Annotated in this window: 6 protein-coding genes and 1 pseudogene; 3 read left to right on the forward strand and 4 right to left on the reverse strand. The window is 63.6% G+C overall.

Going from position 1 to position 6,060, the window contains the following annotated elements:
- Window positions 1-445, reverse strand: a 445-nt coding sequence (locus EOA33_RS20975) for an MFS transporter (RefSeq protein WP_127406465.1), incomplete at its 3' end; no start/stop codon positions are given.
- 115 nt (window positions 446-560) lie between these two features.
- Between EOA33_RS20975 and EOA33_RS20980 the strand changes: the two genes are divergently transcribed.
- Both EOA33_RS20980 and EOA33_RS20985 read left to right on the forward strand, forming a co-directional pair.
- Entirely contained in the window at window positions 561-1,226 is a 666-nt protein-coding gene (locus EOA33_RS20980; RefSeq protein ID WP_127406466.1) for a GntR family transcriptional regulator, read from the forward strand.
- A gap of 169 nt (window positions 1,227-1,395) precedes the next feature.
- Window positions 1,396-2,367, forward strand: a complete 972-nt coding sequence (locus EOA33_RS20985) for a glycosyl transferase family 90 (protein ID WP_126054958.1) — start codon at window positions 1,396-1,398, stop codon at window positions 2,365-2,367.
- 14 nt (window positions 2,368-2,381) lie between these two features.
- Here the strand turns inward: EOA33_RS20985 and EOA33_RS20990 are convergent, their stop codons facing one another.
- On the reverse strand, window positions 2,382-3,425 hold the full coding sequence (locus tag EOA33_RS20990) for an aldo/keto reductase (RefSeq protein WP_127406467.1): 1,044 nt from the start codon (window positions 3,423-3,425) through the stop codon (window positions 2,382-2,384).
- A gap of 243 nt (window positions 3,426-3,668) precedes the next feature.
- Between EOA33_RS20990 and ppk2 the strand changes: the two genes are divergently transcribed.
- A complete protein-coding gene (ppk2, locus tag EOA33_RS20995) occupies window positions 3,669-4,589 on the forward strand; it encodes a polyphosphate kinase 2 (protein WP_126054956.1) in 921 nt (306 codons plus the stop codon).
- A gap of 187 nt (window positions 4,590-4,776) precedes the next feature.
- Here ppk2 and EOA33_RS21000 read toward each other — a convergent pair whose 3' ends face one another.
- Both EOA33_RS21000 and EOA33_RS39150 read right to left on the reverse strand, forming a co-directional pair.
- Window positions 4,777-5,424, reverse strand: a complete 648-nt coding sequence (locus tag EOA33_RS21000) for a dihydrofolate reductase family protein (protein ID WP_127400438.1) — start codon at window positions 5,422-5,424, stop codon at window positions 4,777-4,779.
- A gap of 236 nt (window positions 5,425-5,660) precedes the next feature.
- Window positions 5,661-6,060 (reverse strand): annotated as a pseudogene (locus EOA33_RS39150) (hypothetical protein); the annotation flags it as partial.

Below are 6,060 nucleotides of genomic sequence, written 5' to 3' on the forward strand. Positions count from 1 at the left end.
CGCCCAGCGCCCAGCCGGAACGCTCCTTCGGTGTCTGCATGGCGACCAGGATGGTCGAGCCCGACGAATAGCCGCCGGCAAAGCCGATCAGCAGGCGCAGCAGAACCAGTTGCCAGACGGTTTCGACCATGCCGGTCAGCGACATGCAGATCGCCATGCCGAAACTGGCACGCACCAGCATCAGCTTGCGGCCGTAGCGGTCGCCCAGCCGTCCCCACAGCGGCGCCACAAGGGCGGCCGCGAAGAAGGTGGCACCGTAGGCGATGCCCGACCATTGCACGATCGCGGCATGGCCCTCGGCGCCCAACTGCTCGACATAGAGCGGCAGGAAGGGCAGCAGCAAGGTCATGGCGATGAGCGTGCTGAACGAGCCCGCGAAGCAGACGGCGAGATTGCGCCGCCAGTGGACGTTGTAGCCGCCCTGTTCGCTGCCGTTCTTGCTCATCTCATGCCCGTGCCATGGTGGGGTTGTTACGGATACCAATTTGGGATACCAAGCTGGTATCCGTCATGGACCTCAACCCTGCCGCTGTCAATGCGGCCATACGAACGGAACCGCCATGTCGCAGATGCAGAGCGTCGAACGGCAGCTTCGCGAGATGATCCTCGGTCTTGAGATCGGGCCCGGCGAGCGCCTGACCGAGCGCTGGATCGAGAGCCGCTTCGCCGCCTCGCGCACGCCGGTCAGGGCCGCGCTGCTGCGGCTGGAAACCGAAGGGCTGATCTGCCGCGACGGGCGCGGCTGGACGGTCTCGCCCATCAATCTGGCCGAACTCGAACAAATCGCCGTCTATCGCGAGGCGGTCGAGGTGGCCGCCGTCAGGCTGACCTGCCTGCTGGAGGACAGAAGCGCCGTCGACGCCATCGAGGCGATGCTGGAGTCCTGCGATGCAGGCACTCCGCGCGAGGAATGGCACCGCATCGGCATGGATTTCCACATCGAGCTGGCCAGGCTCTCCGGCAACGAATTCTTGTTTCGGGCGGTGCGCGATGCGATGACCAGGCTCTCCCGCGCGCGCTGGCTGGAGGTACGCGACGAGGCGGCACTCGGCCGCGCATGGGCGGAGCATCATGCCGTACTGGCGGCTGTGCGGGTGGGCGATGCGGAAGCGGCGGCGCGATTGCTTTCAGCCCATATCGTCGGCAGCCGCAACCGGCTGGTGACGTCGCTGCGCGACGACCGGCGCGGCCTGCGGGCCCGGGGCTTCGCCGTCGTCGCCGCGTGATCGCGACCATCGCCCTGGACTGAACCGTCACCCGCACAATGGCTTGCGCGGCATTGCGCCCGCCAACCCAGCCGGCTCTCGGCCGGCCGGCGGTGCCGTGCAGTTTGCAGTGTGAAAGTTCGACGGACTGATGCTAAGAGCATTTTGCCCCCAGTCCAGGTGACCAACGATGGCCACGCCTCTCCGAACCGCAGCCAAGGTGTTTTACTACGCGCGCAACTTCGCGCGCGACCTCGCTCCGCAGGCGCTGTTCCGCCACCGGCTGAGGGGATGGCTTGAGCAGGCACGGCGGTCGGACGGCTCGGTCCGCGAGCGGGTGAACTTCTATAACAGGCTGCAGCAGCCCTTTGTGCCGAGCCCGGCAGCGGTGCCGGTCAGCCGGCTGCCGTTCTCGCCGAGCATGTATTATTACGACCTCAAGGAATTTGCCCGCTATTTTGATCCGGTGCTGCTCATCGACCTCGAATTTGGCGATGTCATCGACGTTCCCAAGATGCCGGCGATCGTCAAGGACCGGCCGATCATGGACGGCAACGGCAATGCGGTGCTGATGAAGCTGGACAAGTTCCGCCACTTCCAGATGCCCGCCGACCGGCAGCCCTTCGCCGACAAGCGTCCGTTGGTGGTTTGGCGCGGCGATCTCAACAACCCGATCCGCACGCGGTTCCTCGATGCGGTGCGCCACTTGCCGATCTGCGATGTCGGGACGCCGAAAAAGGACGCGAAGGCCGAATACCAAAAACCCTATCTCACCATCGATGAGCAGCGGCGCTACCGCTACATTGTCTCGCTCGAAGGCAACGATGTCGCGACCAACCTCAAATGGATCATGAGCTCGAACTCGCTCTGCCTGATGCCGCCACCGACTTACGAGACCTGGTTCACCGAAAGCGAGGTCAGGGCCGGTGTCCACTATGTGCAGCTGGCGCCTGACTTCTCCGATCTCGCCGACAAGGTGCGTCATTTCGAAAGGCACCCGGCCGAGGCCGAACGCATCGTCGCCGCCGCCAACGCCTATTGCCGAAAATTCCGCAACGAGCGGGACGAACAGGCGATCTCGCTGCTCGTCCTCTACAAATATTTCGTGCTGAGCGGCCAGGTCAAACCGGATCCCGAAGTCTGGCGCTTCATCGCCGGCTGACCCGTTGCGGCCCCTCAGATATCGCTGCGGTCGAGCACCAGGTCGGCCGGTCCGAAGCGGCCCTTGGCCGTCAGCTGCTGGTGCCAATAGGGGTAGAGGACCGGCGGCCGGCTGACGGCGTCGAGCCGCGCACGCTCGTCGAAGGACAGAGTCAGGCTGGCGGCGGCGATGTTGTCCTTGAGCTGCGCCTCGCTGCGGGCGCCGATCACCAGCGACGAGACGGCCGGCCGGCCGAGCAGCCAGGCGAGCGCCACCTGCGCGCCCGATACGCCCCTGGCCTTGCCGATGTCGACGAGCACGTCGACGATCTGCCACAGCCGGTCTTGGTCGCGGATCGGCGGCGCCGACCAGCCGCCGAGCTGGCGGGCGGTTGGGCTGTTGCGGTCGTACTTGCCGCTGAGCAATCCGCCGGCGAGCGGGCTCCACACCAGCACGCCGAGCCCCTGGTCGACCGCGATAGGCAAGAGCTCGTATTCGGCCTCGCGGGCCTCGAGCGTGTAGTGGATCTGCTGGGTGACGAAACGCGGCTGGTGGCTGCTGTCGCTGATGGCGAGCGCCTTCATCACCTGCCAGCCGGAATAGTTCGAGCAGCCGACATAGCGGATCTTGCCTTGGCTCACCAGCGTGTCGAGCGCGGCAATCGTCTCCTCCAGCGGCGTCACGCCATCCCATTCGTGCAGGAAGTAGATGTCGATGACATCGGTCTTCAGCCGCTTCAGGCTCTTCTCGCACTCGCGGATCAGGTGATGGCGCGACAGGCCCTCGTCGTTGGGACCCTTGCCGATGCGCATGCGCGCCTTGGAGGCGATCAGCACGTCGTCCTTGCGCTTGCCGCCCAGAGCCTCGCCGATGATCTCTTCCGAAATCCCGTTCGAATAGACATTGGCGGTGTCGATGAGGTTGATGCCGGCATCGATGCAGAGATCGATCATCCGGCTCGCTTCATTGAGGTCGGTCTTGCCGACCGCCGCGAAGGCGCCGGCGCCGCCGAAGGTCATGGTGCCGAGCGTCAACGTCGAAACCTTCAGCCCGGAACGGCCGAGTGTGCGGTATTCCATTTGAGATCCTCGCGATTGCATTGGGAGAGGCGCCACGAGCGGGCTGCCCGAATGAGAACGCATATTTGTAGGACAAGTTCACCGGTTTGTCGCCCTGTCGCGGCGAGCGGTCGTTCAAATCTCAAGCGACGGTATTGCAATAAAACCGTCATTGCCGGCCTTTATTGAAGTCGGCTCAGGATGGCGCGCGGCAGCAGGGTGTCATCCCACCACACATGGCAGGCTGGCACGCGGAGCAGCACGATGAACGAACTGAAATCGAATTCCGGAGCCAGGGACTGGCTGGAAGCCGAACTCGCCGACACGCTCGACGAGGACTACGAACTGGAGCTATCGGAGCCGGCGCTGTCGCTGGAGATCGCCAAGATCTACAAGGATTCGCATCCGCCTTCGATCGAGCGGCAGCAATATTTCCGTGACCTGCTGCGGCTGCAATCCGAGCTGATCAAGCTGCAGTCCTGGGTGGCCTACCACAAGAAGAAGGTCGTCGTGATCTTCGAAGGCCGCGACTCGGCCGGCAAGGGCGGCGTCATCAAGCGCATCACCCAGCGGCTCAATCCGCGCATCTGCCGCGTCGTGGCGCTGCCGGCGCCGACCGAGCGCGAGAAGTCGCAGTGGTATTTCCAGCGCTACGTGCCGCATCTGCCTGCCGGCGGCGAGATCGTGCTGTTCGACCGCTCCTGGTACAACCGCTCCGGCGTCGAGCGGGTGATGGGCTTTGCCGGGCCGGACCAGGTGGAGGAATTCTTCCACGACGTGCCGGAATTCGAACGCATGCTGGTGCGCTCCGGCATAACGCTGGTCAAATACTGGTTCTCGATCACCGACGAGGAGCAGCAGATGCGCTTCCTGATGCGCATCCACGACCCGATGAAGCAGTGGAAGCTGTCGCCGATGGACCTGCAGTCGCGCGTGCGGTGGGAGCAGTATACCAAGGCCAAGGAAGAGACCTTCGCCCGTACCAACATCCCCGAGGCGCCCTGGTTCATCGTCGAGGGCAACGACAAGAAGCGCGCCCGGCTGAACTGCATCGACCATCTGCTGCAGCAGTTTCCCTATGAGGAGGTTCCGCACGAGGAGATCACGCTGCCCGAGCGCGTCTTCAATCCCGAATACGAGCGCCAGGTGCTGCCGCGCGAGCTTTACGTGCCGGAGAAGTATTGAGCATCTTTTTTCCTTCTCCCCGTTCACGGGGAGAAGGTGCCCGAAGGGCGGATGAGGGGCGGCGCCGACGTCAGCAATTGAGCCTTAGTTCGCCGTCAGCGGCTTGTCGCCAATCTTCAACCGGCAGCGCGGCCCCTCATTGCCCTGCCGGGCATTTCTCCCCGTGAACGGGGAGAAAGAGCTGTAATCACGCCCGCTCAATCACCACATGCGTGGCGAGGGGCGTTGCCACCTGCTCGGTGCAGCGATAGCCAAGGCCGGGCATGTCCAGGCCGGCGAAAAGATGCTCGCCCTTGCCGAGCAGCACCGGCGATACCGCTAGGTGCATCTCGTCTATGAGCTTCTCGTGCAGATATTGTCGGATGGTCGAAACGCCGCCGCCGACCCGCACATCCTTGCCGCCAGCCGCCTCCCTGGCTTGCTCCAGCGCCGAGTGGATGCCGTCGGTGACGAAGTAAAAGGTCGTGCCGCCTTCCATGGCGATCGGCGCCCGCTTGTGATGCGTCAGCACGAAGGTCGGCACGTGATAGGGGGGGTTGTCGCCCCACCAGCCCTTCCAGGTCTCGTCCGGCCATTCGCCGCGGATCGGGCCGAACATGTTGCGGCCGAGGATCCAGGCGCCGACATTCTCGAAGCTGCGCGTGGCGAACGCGTCGTCCGTGCCGGTGGTACCGCCGTCCTTGCCCATCACAATCTTGCGAAAAAAGCGGGTGCCGATCATCCATTTGTGCAGGTTCTCGCCGCCGATACCGAGCGGGTTGGCGAGATCCTGATCCGGACCGGCGCCGAAGCCGTCAAGCGACAGGGTGAATGCACTGACGCGAAGCTTGGACATGCTACCTCCTTCATAACCAGTTGTATTTTGCAAGCAGTTAGTGGTTAGTCTAACTGATTGCGTATTGCAAGCGGTATCTGGTGCGCGGATGGATGCGGATCGCGCCCCGGCAAGTTCAGGAGAATGATCAGTTCGGCGACGGCGAACTACCAACCTCGTCCGCCGTGTCACCGGCAGACATCGTTCCACCGGCGACAAGCTGGCGCTGCAATGCCATCAACATGGTTCTGCCGAGCTCATCGGGTGCCTCGCAATTCGTTGACACTCGATAGGAGTTGTCGACATAGGAACCAAAACCAACCGTCGACGGAAGCGGCGGCGTAGAGCATTTTTTGGCCGCGCATCGATCCGGAGTGATCGACGAGAATGGAAACAACGGTATTGGCGAGGTCGGGCGCCGACGGGCCGTTGCGGATTTCCGCGGCGAGATCAGCCGCCTGAATGAGATGTTTCGTCCTCCAGCCCGCCAGGCCGTTCTCCAGTTCGGCCCATGCGGTGTCGAGCGCGGATTGATGCTTTCCCGAAAGCGGCCCGATAGCACTGGACAGCTTGGAACTCGGCACAATCCAGTCATGGAGCGTGACGTAGGCGTGATAGCCCAGCGTAGTAGTATCGCCGCGTGGGGTGGCAACGAAC

Origin of the sequence: Mesorhizobium sp. M4A.F.Ca.ET.050.02.1.1 (assembly GCF_003997725.1) — a bacterium.
Classification (GTDB): domain Bacteria; phylum Pseudomonadota; class Alphaproteobacteria; order Rhizobiales; family Rhizobiaceae; genus Mesorhizobium.

What these genes read in the sequence shown, in the direction of transcription:
- EOA33_RS20980 (WP_127406466.1), top strand. Translation starts at nt 561, where the DNA reads ATGTCGCAGATGCAGAGCGTCGAACGGCAGCTTCGCGAGATGATCCTC.
- EOA33_RS20985 (WP_126054958.1), top strand. Translation starts at nt 1,396, where the DNA reads ATGGCCACGCCTCTCCGAACCGCAGCCAAGGTGTTTTACTACGCGCGC.
- EOA33_RS20990 (WP_127406467.1), bottom strand. Translation starts at nt 3,425, where the DNA reads ATGGAATACCGCACACTCGGCCGTTCCGGGCTGAAGGTTTCGACGTTG.
- ppk2 (WP_126054956.1), top strand. Translation starts at nt 3,669, where the DNA reads ATGAACGAACTGAAATCGAATTCCGGAGCCAGGGACTGGCTGGAAGCC.
- EOA33_RS21000 (WP_127400438.1), bottom strand. Translation starts at nt 5,424, where the DNA reads ATGTCCAAGCTTCGCGTCAGTGCATTCACCCTGTCGCTTGACGGCTTC.